The sequence below is a fragment of the Pseudomonas kitaguniensis genome, assembly GCF_049199985.1.
Taxonomy (GTDB): domain Bacteria; phylum Pseudomonadota; class Gammaproteobacteria; order Pseudomonadales; family Pseudomonadaceae; genus Aquipseudomonas; species Aquipseudomonas kitaguniensis.
In genome coordinates this window covers 45,924-65,465 of record NZ_JBLZPT010000013.1, presented here as the reverse complement: position 1 = coordinate 65,465, position 19,542 = coordinate 45,924, and the positions used below count along the sequence as shown (strand labels likewise).

General features: G+C 60.4%; 12 protein-coding genes and 1 pseudogene. 4 read left to right on the top strand and 9 right to left on the bottom strand.

What is annotated here, in order from left to right:
- Positions 1-17: 17 nt before the first annotated feature.
- Positions 18-452 carry a thioredoxin TrxC gene (gene trxC, locus ACOZK9_RS17025; RefSeq protein WP_058411792.1) on the bottom strand — a complete coding sequence of 145 codons (435 nt, stop codon included), beginning with the start codon at positions 450-452 and terminating at the stop codon, positions 18-20.
- 293 nt (positions 453-745) lie between these two features.
- Here trxC and ACOZK9_RS17020 point away from each other — a divergent pair, with 293 nt between their 5' ends.
- Positions 746-1,147 (top strand): helix-turn-helix domain-containing protein, encoded by a 402-nt coding sequence (locus tag ACOZK9_RS17020; protein ID WP_421556243.1) that lies wholly within the window; start codon positions 746-748, stop codon positions 1,145-1,147.
- Here the strand turns inward: ACOZK9_RS17020 and ACOZK9_RS17015 are convergent.
- The 6 genes and pseudogenes from ACOZK9_RS17015 to ACOZK9_RS16990 form a co-directional block, all read right to left on the bottom strand.
- Positions 1,140-1,709, bottom strand: coding sequence for a GNAT family N-acetyltransferase (locus tag ACOZK9_RS17015; RefSeq protein ID WP_082648986.1), 570 nt, complete (start codon positions 1,707-1,709; stop codon positions 1,140-1,142). The genes ACOZK9_RS17020 and ACOZK9_RS17015 overlap by 8 nt on opposite strands.
- A gap of 11 nt (positions 1,710-1,720) precedes the next feature.
- Complete coding sequence (selO, locus tag ACOZK9_RS17010; RefSeq protein WP_421556242.1) at positions 1,721-3,184, bottom strand: protein adenylyltransferase SelO; 1,464 nt, start codon at positions 3,182-3,184, stop codon at positions 1,721-1,723.
- A gap of 48 nt (positions 3,185-3,232) precedes the next feature.
- The gene (gene mscK, locus ACOZK9_RS17005) at positions 3,233-6,616 is read right to left on the bottom strand and encodes a mechanosensitive channel MscK (protein ID WP_058411789.1); all 3,384 of its coding nucleotides are present in this window, start codon (positions 6,614-6,616) and stop codon (positions 3,233-3,235) included.
- A gap of 57 nt (positions 6,617-6,673) precedes the next feature.
- The gene (locus ACOZK9_RS17000; protein ID WP_058411788.1) at positions 6,674-8,416 is read right to left on the bottom strand and encodes a potassium/proton antiporter; all 1,743 of its coding nucleotides are present in this window, start codon (positions 8,414-8,416) and stop codon (positions 6,674-6,676) included.
- 232 nt (positions 8,417-8,648) lie between these two features.
- Positions 8,649-9,512, bottom strand: coding sequence for a methyl-accepting chemotaxis protein (locus ACOZK9_RS16995; RefSeq protein ID WP_421556260.1), 864 nt, complete (start codon positions 9,510-9,512; stop codon positions 8,649-8,651).
- Positions 9,504-10,259 (bottom strand): annotated as a pseudogene (locus tag ACOZK9_RS16990) (MCP four helix bundle domain-containing protein); the annotation flags it as partial. The pseudogene ACOZK9_RS16990 and the gene ACOZK9_RS16995, both read right to left, overlap by 9 nt.
- A gap of 293 nt (positions 10,260-10,552) precedes the next feature.
- Between ACOZK9_RS16990 and ACOZK9_RS16985 the strand changes: the two are divergent.
- On the top strand, positions 10,553-10,783 hold the full coding sequence (locus ACOZK9_RS16985) for a hypothetical protein (RefSeq protein WP_421556241.1): 231 nt from the start codon (positions 10,553-10,555) through the stop codon (positions 10,781-10,783).
- A complete protein-coding gene (locus ACOZK9_RS16980; protein WP_058411785.1) occupies positions 10,780-11,073 on the top strand; it encodes a cell division protein ZapA in 294 nt (97 codons plus the stop codon). Before ACOZK9_RS16985 ends, ACOZK9_RS16980 begins: the two co-directional genes overlap by 4 nt.
- An 11-nt stretch (positions 11,074-11,084) precedes the next feature.
- On the opposite strand, the gene ACOZK9_RS16975 is transcribed toward ACOZK9_RS16980, so the two are convergent.
- Both ACOZK9_RS16975 and putA read right to left on the bottom strand, forming a co-directional pair.
- Entirely contained in the window at positions 11,085-12,887 is a 1,803-nt protein-coding gene (locus tag ACOZK9_RS16975) for an acyl-CoA dehydrogenase (protein ID WP_421556240.1), read from the bottom strand.
- A 693-nt stretch (positions 12,888-13,580) separates the two neighbouring features.
- A complete protein-coding gene (gene putA, locus ACOZK9_RS16970) occupies positions 13,581-17,534 on the bottom strand; it encodes a trifunctional transcriptional regulator/proline dehydrogenase/L-glutamate gamma-semialdehyde dehydrogenase (protein WP_421556239.1) in 3,954 nt (1,317 codons plus the stop codon).
- A gap of 461 nt (positions 17,535-17,995) precedes the next feature.
- Between putA and putP the strand changes: the two genes are divergently transcribed.
- Entirely contained in the window at positions 17,996-19,480 is a 1,485-nt protein-coding gene (gene putP / locus ACOZK9_RS16965; protein WP_152748712.1) for a sodium/proline symporter PutP, read from the top strand.
- Positions 19,481-19,542: the final 62 nt, after the last annotated feature.

Here is a 19,542-nt window from a genome sequence, read left to right as displayed (position 1 = left end):
GCAAACCGCCTCCCACACTAGACACCTTGGCTACGCAGCCAGCTCATCAACTGCGCCAGTGGAAACGCCCCGCTCTGGCGCGCCACTTCGCGGCCGTTCTTGAATAGAATCAAACTGGGGATCGAACGAATCCCTAACTGCGCCGACAGTTGCTGATTAGCCTCGCTGTCGAGCTTGGCCAACCGGCACCTGCCCGCCAGTTGCCCAGCCGCCTGTTCAAACACCGGCGCAAACGACTTGCATGGCCCACACCACTCGGCCCACACATCCACCAGCAACGGCAGGTCGCCCTTGATCTGGCTGGCATAGTCGCCCTGTTTCAGCTCAAAAGGTTTGCTCAACAACACCGGCTGCTTGCACCGCCCGCACTTGGGCGCATCGCTCAGGCGTTCGCCGGGGATGCGGTTGAGGCCGTTGCAATGCGGGCAGGGGATGACAAGAGGTTCGGACATCGGGGGCTCCTTGGAATTGGCCATGGAGTGAACTTGGAGTCGGCGAGCGGGTTTATCAAGGTGTGGAGCAAACGACTCATCCACTCACAGTTTACCCAAGCTGATGTGAGATCGCCTATCTAGGCTGTTGGAGCTTGTCCTGTTTTGCGCCATCCGTCTGTTTGCGAATATAGCAAATTGCGATAGTTCGAATTCAGGTTTAACCTTCATAGCAAGATGCGATAAGGATGTTGCATGCGAGTGATCAGCGAGAAAAGAATCTGGTAACAACACAATTGGAAGGAGAAAATCAGATGAGCGCACTCATCCGGCTCGCTGCTGAACATTGGCATTTTGTTTCACCTTTGCTGCGCAAGCCAAAAAACGAGGCGGATTACGACCTACTGGTAATTGCTCTCGACGAACTGCTGGACCTGGTCGGTGAGGAGGAATCAAATCCGCTGATGAGCTTGGTGGACATCCTCAGCGACTGGATCGAAGCTTACGATCTTGAGCATCGCCCGATGCCTGTTGCCAGTGGTGTCGACGTGCTGCGCGCAATGATGCGCGAGCACGGTTTGAACCAGAGCGACCTGCCAGGGGTTGGCGCCCAATCGGTCGTCTCCGAGGTGTTGAGCGGCAAGCGCCAGCTGAACGTGCGGCAAATTCGCTGGCTGGCCGAGCGGTTTGGCGTGTCGGTGGAGACCTTTATTTAGCCGAGGCACCTTTGAACACATACACACAGGTGTCATCAACCACGCCGGCTTTATCGATCCGCGCATTCGAAAGCACTGCCTCACGTTCAAACCCGCAACGTTCTGCCACTCTAATGCTGCGAGTGTTTCGCGCGGCCGTGGTGAGTGCGATTCGCTTGGCGTTGAAGAACTCCACAGCGATGTTTCGCACCAAGGCGCACGCTTCGCTGGCGTAGCCTTTACCCATGCTGGCGCTGCCAATCCAGTAGCCTATTTCCAGGTAAGGAATGCGCAGGTCGTGAATAAACAGGCTGATGCAGCCGACCAGCGCGTCGGAGCTGTTTTCGATAATCAAAAACGTGTATTCGGTCTTATCGGCGCTGAAGTTATCCACAGCCGTTTGCATAGTGGTGCGGGCATCTTCCAGGCTGGCGGTGCCATTCGCCCACATCAAAAACTCAGCGTGGGGTTGGCTGAAATCGCTGATCAGGCGATGCATTGCCGGCACTCTGTCGAGTGCCGGTGCCGCAAGGTGCAGGCGCGTACCGCGTAATAGCCCTGCCGGGATGTCCGAAAGCTTCATCGAGCGTCTCCTTATGACGAACAGCTAATTTCCAAATGCTTGCCCCAATCCGGCGGCCGCTGGGCGTATTGCTCCATCCCCGGTTGCTCTTCAAACGGCTTGCTCAGCACCTCATGCAGCCGGCGTACTTCGCTGTAATCGCCTGACTCGGCGGCAGCAATCGCGTTTTGCGCCAGGTAATTGCGCAGGATATACAGCGGGTTCACCGCGTGCATGCGCGCACGGCGTTTTGCCTCGTCGCTGTCGCCGTCGCGGGCTACGCGGGCGGTGTACAACTCGGCCCAGGCATCAAAACCGGCGAGGTCGACGAAGTCATCGCGCAGCTTCGTCACGGCCAGCGCTGCCGGTGCATCGCCCAGGCGGCGGAAGAACAGCGTGTAGTCGACGCCGCTGTTCTGCATCAGTTTGAGCAAGCGCTCCAGCAGTGCCTGGTCATCGTCTTCAGCGGTGGTGAGGCCGAGCCGGCGACGCATCAAATCCAGGTAGTGCGCCTGGTACAGCGGCAGGTACAGGCCAAGCGCCTCCTTCAAAGCATCGACGCTGATAAACGGCGTCAGCGCCTGGGCCAATGCGCTGAGGTTCCACTGCCCGATGGGCACCTGATTGCTGAATGAGTAGCGCCCTTCATGATCGGAGTGGTTGCAGATGAAGTGCGCGTCAAAGTCATCCAGAAACGCAAACGGCCCGAAGTCGAAAGTGATGCCGAGGATCGACATATTGTCGGTGTTCATCACGCCGTGGCAGAAGCCATAGGCCTGCCATTTTGCGATCATTTCGGCGTTGCGCTCGACGATCTCGCGGAACATCGCCAGGTAGGGTTCTGGCTGTTCGCGGCACTCGGGGTAGTGCAGGTTCAACACGTGTTCGGCCAACTCGGCCTGCTGCTCGGGCTTTTTGGTGTAGTAGAAATATTCGAAATGGCCGAAGCGGATATGGCTGGGCGCCAAGCGCAGCACCATCGCGCCGCGTTCCTGTTTCTCGCGCCACACCGGGGTGCTGGAGCCGATCACGCAGGCCGCGCGGCTGCTGGGAATACCCAGCGCATGCAGCGCTTCAGAGGCCAAAAACTCGCGAATCGAAGAGCGCAGCACCGCGCGGCCATCGCCCATGCGCGAGTAAGGCGTCATGCCGGCGCCTTTGAGGTGCAGGTCCCAGTGTTCGCCAGCTGCGTTATAGACCTCGCCGAGCAACAACCCACGGCCATCGCCCAATTGCGGGCTGTAGCCGCCGAACTGATGCCCGGAATAGACCATCGCACGCGGCTCGGCGTCGGCCCACAGTGTGTGCCCGCTGAACAGTTCGGCGAACACCGGCGTTTCGGCCACGGCCGGGTCGAGGTCGAGCAGGGCCAGGGCGGCGCTGCTCGCCGCTACAAGGTGCGGCTCGTCGAGGGGCTCAGGCAGTACGTGGGTTGAGAACGCGTCGCCGAGGCGTGCGAAGCGGTTGTCGAAGGTCAGTTCGTCGAGGGCTTTCACCGGCCATCTCCAGCAGAATGTTTGAGCATTCTGCTGGGGATAGGGCGTTTAGTCGAGTTTGCTCGGCGGCGGTTCCGGTGCATCTTCGACTTTGCCGGCGGGCGGCTCGGGCGCGTCCTGCACAACCGCAGGGCCGACGATGGTTTTGCGCTCGTCCTCGGCCGGCACCAGTTTGTATTCCTGACCGTGCATGTTCTTGAGGTACACCTCCATCTGCCGGAACGAGATGTTGATGTGCTGTTTCTTGAACTCACGGTTGATGTAGCGGTTGACCTCATCCAGTACCGGGTTGCGGTCGCCGAGGTCACGCACGTGCATGCGCAGCTCGTGGTCGAGGGTGCTTTCGCCGAAGTTGAGGAAGTAAACGTGGGGTTCCGGGTCTTTCAACACCCGTGGGTTTTCCCTCGCGGCCTTGAGCAACAGCTCCTTCACCAGGTCGAGGTCAGAGCCGTAGTCCACGCCGAGTTTCAGGGTGACGCGGGTGATGGTGTCGGTCAGCGACCAGTTGATCAGTTGCCCGGTGATGAACGTCTTGTTCGGGACAATGATGTCTTTGCGGTCGAAGTCGGTGATGGTGGTGGCGCGGATACGGATTTTGCTCACCGTGCCCGACAGGTTGCCGATGGTGATGGTGTCACCGATGCGCACCGGGCGTTCGAACAGGATCATGATGCCGGAGATGAAGTTGGCAAAGATCTCCTGCATCCCGAAGCCCAACCCCACCGAAAGCGCCGCCACCAGCCATTGCAACTTGTCCCAGCTCACGCCGAGGGTCGACAGGGTTGAGACGAAGCCGACACCGGCAATCACATACGACAGCAAGGTGGTGGTCGCGTAGGCGCTGCCTTGGGCCAGATCCAGTTTGGACAGCACCAACACTTCCAGCAAGCCGGGCAGGTTGCGCGCCAGGGCAAAGGTGATGCCGACGATGATCGAGGCGCCGAGCAAGTCGCCGATGCTGATCGGCACCATGCTGATATTGGCGCCGGTGCCGCTGGTGTATTCGTAGAGGGTCACGTTGTCGAGGTAGGAGAACACCGTGATCAGGTCTTTCCACACCCAGTACAGCGCCGCGATAAAGCCGCCGAGCAAGGCCAGGCGGATCAGGCGCATGGACTGTTCGTTGACCTGTTCGATGTCCAGCGTCGGCTCCTCGATCACGGCTTCACCGTCACCGGCTTCCTTGGCGGCCTGGCGTTTGGCCAAGGCGCGCGCATAGGCCAGGCGCCGTGCGGCAACCCCGAGGCCGCGCACAAAGGTAGCTTCGATCACCAGCCAGAACATCAGCAGGTACAGGGTGTTGATCAAGCGGTCGCTGAGTTTGAGTGCGGTGTAGTAATAGCCAAAACACACGGCGATAAACAGCGCGACGGGCAGGGCGGTAAACATCAGGCCCACGGCTTTACGAAACAGCGAGGCCTTTTCGTGGGCCGGGCTGTGCAGCAGCAGGCGGCCCAGCAGCCAGGCCATCAACGCGTAGCAGGTAAGTACCACGCCGATACCCAGCACATCGTCGGCCAGCGCCGCCGGTTGGTGTTCGGCGATTGCCACCACGGCCACCAGGGCCAAGACCACCAGCCCGAGTTTGCGTACCCAGCCTTGCAGGAACTCGACCTGGGGTTTTTCCCAACGGAAGTGCAGTTCCGCCACGCCACCCGGCGCCAGAATGCGATAAGCGGTGTAGAACACCAGCCACGCCTGGGCGATTTGCAGCAGCGCCGCGCCGAGGTTGGCGTTTTGCCCACGGGCGTCGATCTGCAATGCGTAGCCGCACAGCGCGAGGCCCAGCGACACCGGCATCGCCAGCAAAATATTGATCAGGATGGCCTGCGGTGTATGCCACTGGCTGTCGCGCTTGAAGTGGCCGATGTCGAGGTGGACTTTGTTGAGGCGCTGGTACAACGCTTTGCGCCGCCACAACAACACGCCGATCAACAGCAGCAGCGGCAAAAACAGCAGCGGGCGCTGGGTCAGGCCGTCGTACAGTTCGCTGACGCTGGAGGCCCATGGCAGCGTGGTGACTTGCTTGCTCAGGTGTGCCGGTACGGTTTCCAGCCACTCGGTGTCCAGCGGCTTGTTGCTGGGGATCCAGAACATTTGCTCGTCGAGGGTCGCGCGCAGCGTACTGGCGGTGCTCAGCAGTTGTTTCTGGTTGAGTTGCAGGGTGATCGATTCGTTAAGCAGTGCGCTCAGTTCACGGCTCAGGCGCTCGAGCAGGTCGCTGCGGGTGATTGCCAGCTCCAGCAGAGTACGGCGCAGTTGCGGGGTGACGTCTTCCGGCGGCTGGTTGGCCAGCAAGTTATCCACATAGGCGCTCGGCGAGCTGATCAACTCGCGCTGTTGGTTAACCTCGAACTGGTACAGGCGAATGTTGGCGATGTCGTCGGCCAGGTCGCGGTCGACAGTAAGGCGCGGCAGCGCTTGTTTCTGTTTATAGAGGATCTTGGAGAGCAGCAGGCTGCCCTTAAGCACGTTGATCTGTTCGTCCAGCGCCGAGTCGCTTTGGGTCACGGTGTCCAGTTGCTGCTTGGTCTGCAGGTTTTTCTGGGTCAGGTCGTTAAGCCGGTCGGTGCTTCTGAGCAGGTAGTCGGAGAGTTTCAGGTTTGCCGCGCTTTCCGCAGCCAGAATGCTGCTGCCGCCGGACTTTTGCGCTTCGATGGACTGCTGGGTAACGGTCTGCTGAGACTGCGCCAGGCGCTTCTGGTTGATCAGGGTTTGCAGGTCTTGAATCTCTTGCTCCAGGCGCGAGGTGCGTTCCTGGATCAGATCGTGCCGGCTGTTACCGAGGTCTTGCAGTTGGCTGTTGCCGGCCAGCTCCTGGCGGCGCAGGGGGATCAGCGCATTCAGCGCGGCGAGTTCTGCATTCAGCTGGTTGCGCTGGTCGCCACTGATGGCTTTGCCGTTGTCTTTACCCGCCTTGAGGATCGAATTGATCTGCTGGATGCGCGTTTGGCTGCTGCTGATTTCGGTTTGCGCGCGCTCGGGGCGGGTTTGCGCCGCGATGGTCAGGCTGTTGGCGTCGGCCAACTCTTTTTGCAGATCGCCTTGCTGGGTGGTGCGCTGCACCAATAGTTGCTCAAGCTGCGGCACCGCGAGCGTTGCGTAGCGCTGTGCGACCGGGGTGATCTTGGTGGCTTTTAGCCGCACCAGATCACGCTGGTTTTCGGTGGCCTCGCGCGGTGCATCGGCCAACTGGTGCTTGAGGTCGGTGAGGCGTTGCTCGTAATCCTGCTTGTTGCCCAAGAAGGTCAGGGTTTGCTGCAGAATGGATTGCAACGCCTTCATGTCGGCGTCGGGCAGCTTGCGGTCAGGCAGCTTGTCCAAAGATTGCTGGATAGCCTCGGCGCTGGGCGGGTCGGCGGCGTAAACGCTGCCGACACAAAGCGTCAGGCCGAGCAGGGCAGTGGCTAAAAAAGTGCGCAAAGTCGTCATGGTTACCGGTCGAGCAAGGTAAAGAAGGTGGGGGGCGTGACGCCGTAGCCCCGCAGTTTAGAGGAAGAGCCCAGGCCCTGGACGACTTCCTTCGGGGAATTTGACGCCGACTTTTCCGATCTTGTTCCCGTCCATGACCGCGACGGTCCACAGGGTGTTGTTCCACTCTACCTGATCGCCCACCACGGGCGCGCCGCCGACTTTTTGCGTGATGAAGCGGCTCAGTGGCATGTCCGGGTCGATCCCTTCGAGCTTGAGGCCATACAGGGCGGAAACCGCGCCCAATTGCGCGTCGCCTTCGAGTACAAAGTCGCCAAAAAAACGCAGGTCGAGGCCGCGTTGCGGTGCCTGGCTGAACAGTTTGCCCAACGCCGGCAGGTTGTGTTCGTGCCCGATGACGCAGAGCAAATCATCCACTTCCAACACCGTACTACCCGACGGATGGAGCAGTTGCTGGCCACGAAACAGCGCGGCGATGCGCGTACCTTCGGGCATTTTCAGCTCCCGCAGGGCCGCGCCGATGCACCATTTTTCCGCGCCAAGGCGGTACACGAACAGCTCCCACTCGCTGGTGACGTGCACTTCCAGGGCCGCGCGGGAAATCGGCGCAGGGTCTGGCGGTACGGTTACTTTCAGCAGCTTGGCCACCCACGGCAGGCTGGTGCCTTGTACCAGCAGCGAGACCAGCACGATAAAAAAGGCCAGGTTGAAGTACAACTGCGCATGGGGCAGGCCGGCCATCAGCGGGAACACCGCCAGAATGATCGGTACCGCGCCGCGCAGCCCGACCCAGGCGATAAAGGCTTTTTCGCGACCGTGGAACGCCTTGAACGGCAGCAGGCCGATCATCACCGACAGCGGCCGCGCGAACAGAATCATCCACAGCGCCAGGCCCAATGCCGGCAGCGCGATGGGCAGCAAGTCATGCGGCGTGACCAGCAAGCCCAGCACCAGGAACATGCCGATTTGCGCCAGCCAGGCCATGCCGTCGAGCATGTGCAAAATGCCATGACGGCTGCGCACCGGCCGGTTACCGATCACCAGGCCGCACAGGTACACGGCGAGGAAGCCGCTGCCGTGCAGGGCGTTGGTCAGGGCGAACACGAACAGGCCGCCGGCGATCACCAGGATCGGATAAAGGCCGTTGGCCAGGTTGATGCGGTTGACCATCTGCAGCATCAGCCAGCCGCCGCCGAGGCCCACGACGCCGCCGATGCCGAATTCGCGCACCAAGTGCGTCAGCAGGCTCCAGTGCAAGCCGGTCTGGCCGCTGGCGAGCATGTCGATCAGGGTGACGGTGAGGAACACCGCCATCGGGTCGTTGCTGCCGGATTCGATTTCCAGGCTGGCGGTGACCCGCTCGTTCAGGCCTTTGCCGCCGAGCAGCGAGAACACCGCGGCGGCGTCCGTGGAGCCGACGATGGCGCCGATCAGCAAGCCTTGAATGATATTGAGGTTGAACAGCCAGGCGGCCGCCATGCCGGTGAGGCCGGTGGTGATCAATACGCCCACCGTGGCCAGCGACAACGCCGGCCACAGTGCCACGCGGAAACTGGCAACGCGTGTGCGCAGGCCGCCGTCGAGCAAAATCACGGCCAGGGCGAGGTTGCCCACCAGGTAGGCGGTTGGGTAATTATCAAAGATGATGCCGCCGCCATCGACGCCGGCGATCATGCCCACGGCCAGGATGATCACCAGGATCGGGATGCCCAGGCGGGACGATAAAGAACTGACCAGAATGCTCGCACTCACCAGCAACGCGCCGATCAAGAACAGGCTGTTGATGGTTGTCGCATTCAAAGGGCAGTACTCCATGAGCAGGAAAGACGGGCACAAACTGACCATGCAGTCTGCGTGCCAGCGATTCTAACCTGTTGAATTGCTGTGCTGTCAAAAAGGTTTTTCTGAATCGCACAGATCCAAATGTGCGAGCGGGCTTGCTCGCGATTGCGCTGTGTCAGTTGAAAAATACTTATCTGACACGCCGCTATCGCGAGCAAGCCCGCTCGCACATTTTTTGCCGAGGCGTCAGTTATAGGCGAAAGCGGCCGACCATCCCGTTCAAATCCACCGCCAAGCGCGACAACTCATTGCTCGCTGCACTGGTTTGGCTGGCGCCGGTCGCCGATTGCACCGACAGATCCCGAATATTCACCAGGTTGCGGTCCACTTCCCGCGCCACTTGCGCTTGTTCTTCGGCTGCGCTGGCGATCATCAAGTTGCGCTCGTTGATCTCCGTAATCGCCGTGTTAATGGTATCCAGCGATAAACCTGCACCTTTGGCGATGCTCAGCGTCGACTCAGCGCGCTCGGTGCTGTTACGCATCGAGTCCACGGCGTGTTCGGTGCCGGATTGAATGCTGCCGATCATCCGCTCGATTTCGCTGGTCGATTGCTGGGTGCGATGGGCCAACGCCCGCACTTCATCTGCAACCACGGCGAAACCACGGCCCGCTTCGCCCGCGCGCGCTGCCTCAATCGCTGCGTTGAGCGCCAGCAGGTTGGTCTGGTCGGCCAGGCCGCGAATCACGTCGAGCACTTTGCCAATATCACGCGACTCATTCGCCAGGTCGCTGATCAAGGTGGCGGTGGCTTGCACTTCGCCGCTCATACGTTCGATCGCGCTGACGGTTTCTTGCACCAGGTCGCGGCCGTCACCGGCAGAAGTGGTGGCTTCGCGCGAGGCTTGGGAGGTGCTGACGGCATTGCGCGCGACTTCTTCGACGGCGCTGGTCATCTGGTTGACGGCGGTGGCGGCTTGTTCGATTTCATTGTTTTGCTGCGTCAGGCCACGCGCGCTTTCGTCGGTGACGGCGTTCAGTTCTTCGGCGGCAGAGGCCAACTGAGTGGCGGAGCCTGCGATGCGTTGCAGGGTGTCGCGCAGCTTGTCCTGCATTTTGGCCATGGCGGCGAGCAGGCGGCCGGCCTCGTCGTTGCCGTCGACCTTGATCGGGCGCGTCAGGTTGCCTTCGGCCACCGCTTCAGCCGCTTCCAGCGCCTGCGCGATTGGCAGGGTGATGCTGCGGGTCAGCAGCCACGCGAACAGTATCGTCAATGCCGTGGCGATGATCAGCAGGCCGACCACCATCGAAAACGCCGACGTGTATTGGTCTTCGGCGTCGCGGTTGGTGGCCAGGACCATCTTGTTATTGAGGTCCAACAAGCGCGTCAGCACGCTGTTGACTTGCTCGGAGTTGCTCAGCAACTCGGTATTCAGCAGGCCGCGCAGCGCATCCACTTGGCCTGCGCGAGACAGGCTTTTCATGCGCTCTTCGATCTGATGGTATTGGGCAAGCAGCCGAACGTATTCGTCGTAGGCGGCGCGCTCCTCGTTGCCTTCGATCAGTTTTTCGTAGACGCCTTGGGCGGCGCGAATTTGCTGGTTGCGCAGCTCAAAAGACTCGAGGGTCTTTTGCTGCACTTCCGGCTCGCGGTTAGTCAGCAACCGGTACGACAACACCCGCAGGCGCAGCGTCAGTTGGGTGAACTCATCGAGGGCGCGAATGCTCGGCACACTGCTCAGGGTGATGTCTTGGGTCGCACTGCGCATCTTGCCCAGTTGACTCAGGGCGAACACACCGAGAAACAACATGAGTGCACCAATAAAAGCGAAGCCGAGAAAGGCTCTTGGAGCAATATTCATATGACGAAGTGACATGCTGGAATCCTGGGGGAGAAGCGCGATCCATGCGGCCATCAGACGGGGTGTGAATGGCCTATCGGCAATGCGACTAAAGTCTTAAGGGGGCGCGCGCTTTTGTCGCATCTGACCGGGGGTTGGGTGGATTCAGGAACCAGATGGGGTAATTGCAGTCACTAAGGCTCGAAAGCGCGGCCCGGCGGCTAAAAATCGGGCTGCGCGCCGGGGATAACCCTGGCATCCGAGGTGAATTTTCTTTATCGTCACCGCCCTTTAAAAATGCCCGAGAAATCAAAATGTTAGAAGCATCCCTCAGCCAGTTGGAACAACTGGTCAGCGACTTGGTACAACAGAATCAGGACCTGTTGGGCAGCAATGAATCGCTCAAGGCCGAACTGGCCCGCGCCAAGGACGACAACGACAGCCTGCAACTGAACTTGATGGAGCAGGAAGAAAAAAACGGCTCCACGGCCGCGCGCATCCAGGCATTGGTTGAGCGTGTGAGCGCAGGTCCTGTCGGCGCATGAACGAAGGAATAAAGGTCGTTTCGATTCTCGGAGAGGATTACTCGATCAAGGCGCCGCAAGGGGAAGATCAAACCCTGATGCACGCTGTGACCATGCTCAAGGCCTCCTTGGCCACCACCAAGAAAAAGTACCCGACGCTGATCGGTGACAAATTATTGGTACTGGCCGCGCTGAACCTGTGTGCCGAGCAGATCGAAATGCAAAAGCATCACCAGCAGGAACTCGACCGTTACCAAGAGCAAGTCAGCGCCACGGTCGATGTGATCTCCAAGGCTATCGGCCAGCCGTGAGCGTCTAGGGGTTAGAACCACTCATCCTGCATCCCCAGGCACGTGTCATCGCGTGCCTCCAGAATCGCCAGTTCATGATGGCAGCTCGGCACTTCCCAGGTCAGGAAGTACCGGGCGGCCTGGAGCTTGCCTTTATAGAAGGCGACATCGGCCGCATTGCCCTTGGCCAAGCCTTCTTCGGCGCGAATCGCCTGCTCCAGCCAGCGCCAGCCAATCACCGTGTGCCCGAACACCTTCAAGTACAGCGCCGAATTCGCCAGGCTACTGTTGACCTTGCCTTGCGCAAGATCAGTCAGCAGGCCAAGCGTTACGCTTTGCAGGCGCGCCACCAACTGTTCCAGCGGCGCTCGCAGCGCCGTCAGCTGCGCGTATTGCTGGGCGCGTGCGCCGGTTTCGGCGATCAGGCGGATCAGTTGCTTCAAGCCGGCACCGCCGTTCTGCGCCAGCTTGCGCCCCAGCAAATCCAGCGACTGAATGCCGTGCGTGCCTTCATGGATCGGGTTCAGGCGGTTGTCGCGGTAGTACTGTTCCACCGGGTATTCACGGGTGTAGCCGTGGCCGCCAAGAATCTGGATCGCCAGTTCGTTGGCCTTGAGGCAGAACTCCGACGGCCAGGATTTGACGATGGGCGTGAGCAGGTCGAGCAATTCGTGGGCGTGCGTGCGCTCGGCGTCGGTTTCCAGCGTGGTGGTGTCATCGAACAACCGCGCGGCGTACAGGCCGAGGTCAAAGGCGCCTTCCACGTAAGCCTTTTGGGTCAGCAGCATGCGCTTTATATCGGCGTGCTGGATGATCGAAACCGGTGCAGTGGCCGGGTCTTTGCTGTCGGGCAGGCGACCTTGCGGGCGTTCGCGGGCGTACGCCAGGGAATACAGGTAGCCAGCGTAACCGAGCATCACTGCGCCCATGCCGACGCCAATGCGCGCCTCGTTCATCATCTGAAACATGCAGCTCAGGCCCTGGTGCGGTTTACCCACCAGGTAGCCGACACAGTTGCCGTTATCGCCGAAGTTAAGCGCGGTGGATGTGGTGCCGCGCCAACCCATCTTGTGGAACAGGCCGGCCAGCAGCACATCGTTGCGCGCGCCCAGGCTGCCATCGTCGTTGACCAGGAATTTGGGCACGATAAACAGCGAAATGCCCTTAACCCCGGCCGGTGCGTCCGGCAACTTGGCCAGCACCATGTGCACGATGTTCTCTGACAGCGAATGGTCGCCGCCGGAGATGAAGATCTTGTTGCCCTTGAGGCGATAAGTACCGTCAGATGCAGGCTCTGCGCGCGTACGAATATCCGACAAGGATGAACCGGCGTGCGGCTCGGTCAGGGCCATGGTGCCGAAGAATCGGCCGTCGATCATCGGTTGCAGGAAGCGCTGTTTCTGCGCCTCGGTGCCGAAGCTTTCGATCAGGTTGGCGGCGCCCATGGTCAGGAACGGGTAGGACGTTGACGCCGCGTTGGCCGACTGGAAGTGCGCAAAGCAGGCTTGGGAGAGCAAGGTCGGCAACTGCATGCCGCCAGCCTCGAAACTGCGTGCGGCGTTGAGGAAGCCGGCCGCGAGGAACGCGTCGACCGCTGGCTTGACCTCGGGAATCAGAATCGCCTTGCCGTCTTCAAAGCGCGGTTCGTTTTCGTCGTTTTTGCGGTTGTGCGGCGCAAAGTACTTCTCGGCAATGCTGCGGGCAGTGCTGATGGCGGCGTCGAAGGTTTCGCGGTTGTGCTCGGCAAACCGCTCGCGCTGGGTCAGGCCCTCGGCATCGAGGACTTCGTACAGCTCGAAAGCCAGATTGCGGGAACTGAGCAGCGTCTCGGACATGGCGGTTTACCTTTAAAGGGAATCGCCTGAGTCTAAGTGTGCGAATAGATGCTGGATAGCAAGATTGATCTGGGTGATGCAGAGGCAAAACATGGGCGAGGAATTGACATGCCATCAACTGTGGGAGGCTCCACTGCATCTTTGATATAGCGCTGTCGCGCAGCAAGCCAGCGTGCGGCCATCGTGGTTTAACGGGGCGCTTCTCAGATCAAGATCACAAAGATCAAGAGCAAGAGCACGGCGGCCTGAAAGCCGACCTGAGTGGTTGAAGCAGATCAAGGGCGGGTTTTGCATACACGGCAGATCTGCTTTTTTTGCTTTCTGTGGGAGGGGGCTTGCTCCCGATAGCAGTTATACAGTTGATACATGAGTTGACTGACCCACCGCCATCGGGAGCAAGCCCCCTCCCACAGTTTGACCACATTCGGCTTGGGAGATTGGGTCGGCTTTCAGGCCGCCTGCTTTTGATTGTGATCTTGATCTGAGAAGCGCCCCGTCGCGGCGGCCCGCTCCGTAATATCGGAGTGAGCAACCGTGTCGAAATTCAAGCCATAACCTCAATAACGGATATGCACTCAAAGCCAAAGCCAAAGCCACAAACCTGGATAAATTTCAACAGCAAAAACAATAGGTTATTTGTAGTTTGATAGGAGGGAGCAAGCCCCCTCCCACAGTTTTATTGCATTTAGTCAGTTAGCCGATGGTCATCAGGCTGGCATTACCGCCCGCTGCAGCGGTGTTAACGCTCAATGCACGCTCGATCACCAAGCGCTCCAGCGCAATCGCAGTCTCGCCTTGCGACAAGCCCTGCACGCCCACGATGGCCCCGCCACGCTGGGCCACTTGCTGGCACACCGCGCGCAGTTGGTCGGAGTCGCCGTGGTGCAAGACCGCGTCGAACAGCACATCGTCTTTGGTCCAGTCAGCCACGCGCTTGATCTTCGCCTGAATGTCTTTGGGCAGGCGTGGCAATACGGCTTTGGTCAGCTCGGTTTCCGGCCATACCGCCGAACCGCCTACCGCCAGTACCGCCGCCAGTTGCGTCAGCAGGTCGCCTTCAACGTCTGCGAGGCACAACACATGCTCGCGCGGCAGGATGGCGTAGCTGTTGCGCTCGCCGGTCGGGCCAGCCAGTTGGCGGGTGATACCGCTTTGCGATTGCGCGGCGAACTGGCTGCACAGGGCGCTTAGTTCGCTGAACTTATGGCTGTCGGCCCAGGCTCTAAGGGCGCTCAACGGTTGGCTCATGGCATCACGCAAACGCACGTCCGGTGCGGCCAACTTGTCGGCACGTACGAAGGACTGTTCGATTGCATCTGTAGGGCGCGTCGACAGCAGACGGTAAAGGTATAACGGGCCACCGGCTTTCGGGCCAGTGCCCGACAGGCCTTCGCCTCCGAATGGCTGCACGCCGACCACGGCGCCGACAATGTTGCGGTTAACGTAGACGTTACCGGCATTGACGTTGTCGATCACCTTGGCGATGGTCTCGTCGATACGCGTGTGCACGCCCAGGGTCAGGCCGTAGCCGGACGCATTGATCTGCGCGATCAACTGGTCGATCTCTTTGCGTTTGTAGCGCACCACGTGCAGCACTGGGCCGAAGATCTCCCGTTGCAGTTCGTCGAAGCTTTCCAGTTCGATCAAGGTAGGCGTTACAAAGGTGCCGCGCTTGATCTCGTCGCTGTCGGCAATCGCCACCTGGTACACCGTGCGGCCTTTGTCGCGCATGGCCTGAATGTGTTTCTCGATGCCGGCCTTGGCGTCGGCGTCGATCACCGGGCCGATGTCTACCGACAGGCGCTCCGGGTTGCCCAGACGGCATTCGGCCATGGCGCCCTTGAGCATTTCGATTACACGGTCAGCCGAATCTTCCTGCAGGCACAGCACGCGCAGTGCCGAGCAACGTTGACCGGCGCTGTCGAAGGCCGACGACACCACGTCGATGACCACTTGTTCGGTCAGCGCCGAAGAGTCGACGATCATCGCGTTTTGGCCACCGGTTTCGGCGATCAGCGGAATTGGACGGCCCTGAGCATCCAGACGACCGGCGACGCTGCGTTGCAGCAGGCGCGCCACCTCGGTGGAACCGGTGAACATCACGCCTTTGACGCGATCATCGCCGACCAGTCGCGCACCGACAGTTTCGCCCTGGCCTGGCAGCAATTGCAGCACGCCTTCGGGAATACCCGCTTCGAGCAGGATGCGCACGGCTTGCGCGGCCACCAGCGGGGTCTGTTCGGCAGGCTTGGCCAATACCGGGTTACCGGCGGCAAGTGCCGCGGCGACTTGGCCACTGAAAATCGCCAGCGGGAAGTTCCACGGGCTGATACACACCACCGGGCCCAGCGGGCGGTGGGCGTCGTTGGTGAAATCGTTGCGCGCCTGTACGGCGTAATAACGCAGGAAGTCCACCGCTTCACGCACTTCGGCGATGGCGTTGGCGAAGGTCTTGCCGGCTTCGCGCGCCAGCAGGCCCATCAACGGTTGAATCTCGCTTTCCATCAAGTCGGCGGCACGTTCCAGGATCGCGGCGCGCTCGGCGGGCGGGGTGGCCTGCCAGATCGGGCCGGCGTTAATCGCGCACTGTAAAGCGTTGTCGACGTCTTCGACGCTGGCTTCCTGTACATGGCCAACCACATCACGCAGGTCGGACGGGTTCAGCACCGGGGCAGCCGGCTGGGTGCTGGAGGCGCAGCCAAGCATCGGCGCGGCTTTCCAGTCGGTGTGCGCGGTGGCCAGCAAGGCGCACGACAGCGACGCCAAGCGGTGTTCGTTGGCCATGTCGATACCGGCCGAGTTGGCGCGGTCGCTGCCGTACAGATCGCGCGGCAACGGGATGCGCGGGTGCGGCAGACCGAAGCCGCCTTCGAGCGTGGCCATTTGCTCGATGCTGGCCACCGGGTCGGCCACCAGCTCTTGAATCGAGATGGACTGGTCGGCAATCCGGTTGACGAACGAGGTGTTGGCGCCGTTTTCCAGCAGGCGACGCACCAGGTAGGCCAGCAGTGTTTTGTGAGTGCCGACCGGCGCATACACGCGGCACGGACGGTTCAGCTTGCCTTCGGCAACTTTGCCCACTACTTGCTCGTAGAGGGGTTCGCCCATGCCGTGCAGGCACTGGAACTCGTACTGGCCGGGGTAATAATTCTGGCCGGCGATGTGGTAAATAGCCGACAGCGTGTGGGCGTTGTGCGTGGCAAATTGCGGGTAGATGGCTTCCGGCACCGACAGCAGTTTGCGTGCACAGGCGATGTAGGACACATCGGTGTACACCTTGCGGGTGTACACGGGGTAGCCTTCCAGCCCTTCGACTTGGGCGCGCTTGATTTCGCTGTCCCAGTACGCGCCCTTAACCAGGCGGATCATCAGGCGGTGGCGGCTGCGGCGCGCGAGGTCGATGAGGTAGTCGATCACATACGGGCAACGTTTCAGGTACGCCTGGATCACGAAACCGATGCCGTTCCAGCCCGCCAGTTGCGGCTCAAAGCACAGGCGTTCGAGCAGGTCCAGCGACAGCTCCAGGCGGTCGGCTTCTTCGGCGTCAATGTTCAGGCCAATGTCGTATTGCTTGGCCAGCAGGGTCAGCGACAGCAAGCGCGGGTACAGCTCTTCCATCACGCGCTCGTACTGGGCGCGGCTGTAACGCGGGTGCAGTGCCGAGAGCTTGATGGAAATGCCCGGGCCTTCATAAATCCCGCGGCCGTGGGAGGCTTTGCCGATGGAATGAATGGCTTGCTCGTACGAGGCCAGGTACTTCTGGGCATCGTGTTCGGTGAGTGCGGCTTCACCGAGCATGTCGTAGGAGTAGCGGAAGCCCTTGGCTTCGAACTTGCTCGCATTGGCCAGGGCTTCAGCGATGGTTTCGCCGGTCACGAACTGCTCGCCCATCAGGCGCATGGCCATGTCGACGCCCTTGCGGATCATCGGCTCGCCGCTTTTGCCAATGATGCGGCTCAGCGACGAGGTTAAACCGGCCTCGTTGTGCGTGGCCACCAGTTTGCCGGTCAGCAGCAAGCCCCACGTGGCGGCGTTGACGAACAGCGACGGGCTGTTGCCCAAGTGCGGCTGCCAGTTGCCGGTGCTGATCTTGTCGCGGATCAACGCGTCGCGGGTGCCCTTGTCCGGGATGCGCAGCAGCGCTTCGGCCAGGCACATCAGCGCAACGCCTTCCTGCGACGACAGGGAAAACTCTTGCAGCAGGCCTTGAACAATACCGGCACGGCCGCCGGCGCTCTTTTGGTTGCGCAGTTTTTCGGCAATCGAGGCGGCCAGCTTGTTAGTGGCTTCAGCCATGGGCTGCGGCAGGCGCGCCTGCTCGATCAGCATCGGCACCACTTCCGGCTCCGGGCGGCGGTAAGCGGCGGTGATCGAGGCGCGCAGTACCGATTGCGGCAGAATGCTCTCGGCAAATTCGAGGAAGCATTGGTGGGCGTGGTCGGGCTGTGTGTCGCTGGCCTCTTCCGCGTCCTTGCTGCCCGAGCCATTGAGCTCGGTCAGGGTTGCACCACCCTCGAGTTTCTCCAGGTAATTGAAAATCGCCTGTTTGATCAGCCAGTGCGGCGTGCGATCAATCGAGGTCGCGGCCGCCTTCAGGCGTTCGCGGGTTGGGTCGTCAAGTTTGACCCCAAGGGTGGTCGTTGCCATCTTTTTATCCTCATGGGTGCCACTACCGAGTGGCATCTGCTGGCGGCAAGATTAGCTTTGCGCATGCAGAGGTGCAACTGGGTGCAACCCTTTTTATTCATGAAATTTTCGACGGTAAACAGGAAAAATTCCGGCCTTGGATAAAATCCGCCGCCCTTTGGTGCGTTTGCTTCTGAGCGTGGTTGTTCTTGCTCCGAAAAGGAGCAAAAATGCGTCGTTTGGTACAAAACACACTTAGGTGCAACTTATTCTCAAGAAACTGGTTGCACCTTATTTGCTTTGTTGAATAGCATTCGCGGCAAAGGTGCAACCGCTTGAGCAGTTCGGTTCATCGGCTGGCGGCTTTCCTGGGGAAACGCCAGTCATAAATGCACGGCACGCCGCTTCGTCTACCCGGTTAACAATGGGTGGCCGTCGGGTAGACCGCTGCTACATAAAAACAAAGCCAGGGCGTCACTCTTATGAGCGTTAGTAATCCCACCCTGATCACGTTTGTGATCTACATCGCAGCAATGGTGCTGATCGGCTTCATGGCCTATCGCTCCACCAACAACCTTTCTGATTACATCCTCGGCGGTCGCAGCCTCGGCAGCGTAGTCACCGCCTTGTCGGCCGGTGCCTCGGACATGAGCGGCTGGTTGTTGATGGGCCTGCCCGGCGCGATCTACATGTCTGGCCTGTCGGAAAGCTGGATCGCCATCGGCCTGATCGTCGGTGCCTACCTGAACTGGTTGTTCGTGGCCGGCCGTCTGCGTGTACAGACCGAACACAACGGCGACGCCCTGACGCTGCCGGATTACTTCTCCAGCCGTTTCGAAGACAAAAGCGGGCTGCTGCGGATCATCTCTGCGGTGGTGATTCTGGTGTTCTTCACTATTTATTGTGCGTCCGGCATCGTCGCCGGCGCGCGTCTGTTTGAAAGCACGTTCGGCATGTCCTACGAGACTGCGCTGTGGGCCGGCGCGGCAGCGACGATTGCCTACACCTTTGTGGGCGGTTTCCTGGCGGTCAGCTGGACCGACACCGTACAAGCCACGCTGATGATTTTCGCGCTGATTCTGACGCCGATCATTGTGCTGCTGGCCACCGGTGGCATCGACACTGCCTTCCTGGCCATCGAGGCGAAGAACCCCGACAACTTCAACATGCTGAAAAACACCAGCTTCATCGGCATCATCTCGCTGATGGGCTGGGGCCTGGGTTACTTCGGCCAGCCGCATATTCTGGCGCGCTTCATGGCCGCCGATTCGGTGAAGTCGATTGCCAAGGCTCGGCGCATTTCCATGACCTGGATGATCCTGTGCCTGGCTGGCACGGTGGCCGTGGGGTTCTTCGGTATCGCTTATTTCTCCGCGCACCCGGAAGTCGCAGGGCCTGTGAACGAGAACCACGAGCGTGTGTTCATTGAACTGGCCAAGCTGCTGTTCAATCCCTGGATCGCGGGTGTGTTGTTGTCAGCCATCCTGGCTGCCGTGATGAGCACCCTGAGCTGCCAATTGCTGGTGTGCTCCAGCGCCCTGACCGAAGACTTTTACAAGAGCTTCCTGCGCAAAAACGCCTCGCAGCTTGAGCTGGTCTGGGTTGGCCGCCTGATGGTGTTGCTGGTCGCGCTGATCGCCATCGCCATGGCCGCCAACCCGGACAACCGCGTGCTCGGCCTGGTCAGCTACGCCTGGGCCGGTTTCGGTGCCGCGTTTGGTCCTGTGGTGTTGATCTCGGTGATCTGGAAAGGCATGACGCGCGACGGCGCACTGGCCGGTATCCTGATCGGCGCCATCACTGTGATCGTGTGGAAACACTTCGAACTGCTCGGCTTGTACGAAATCATCCCGGGCTTCATCTTCGCCAGCCTGGCGATCTTCTTCGTGAGCAAGCTGGGCGCACCGACTGCGGGTATGGTCGAGCGCTTTGATGCGGCGGAAAAAGACTACAACCTCAACAAGTAATTCGCCGGGCACCGAGTGCCCGCTGAGCAAAAAAGGCCCGCGTCCTACGGATGGCGGGCCTT